At 75.6% G+C, this 250-nt stretch carries 1 protein-coding gene; it reads left to right on the top strand.

Annotated features, from left to right (window positions below):
- Positions 1 to 250: hypothetical protein (locus KZZ07_RS27230; RefSeq protein WP_219520144.1), on the top strand; the 250-nt coding region annotated here is incomplete at both ends.

Raw genomic sequence — 250 nt, 5'->3', positions numbered from 1 at the left:
GATCCCCACCGGACCGCCGCCGCCCTCGAGGCGGTGCTCGGCCAGATCGCCCGGGTCGACACGCTGCTGCGCGACCTCCTCAACCTGACCCAGGCGCGGCCGCTCAACCGGATGCCCACGCCGGTAGAGCCGCTCCTGGCCGAGTGCGCGCACCTGCACGAGGAGCTGGCGAGCGCGCGGTCGGTCCGGATCGCGGTCGCCGCCGACGGGCTGCCCGCCACGGACCATCCGCATCTCGACCGGGCGCAGA

Origin of the sequence: Mameliella sp. CS4, assembly GCF_019392335.1 — a bacterium.
GTDB lineage: Bacteria > Pseudomonadota > Alphaproteobacteria > Rhodobacterales > Rhodobacteraceae > Antarctobacter.
The sequence above is the reverse complement of the archived record's forward strand: the minus strand, read 5'-3'. Positions and strand labels throughout refer to the sequence as shown.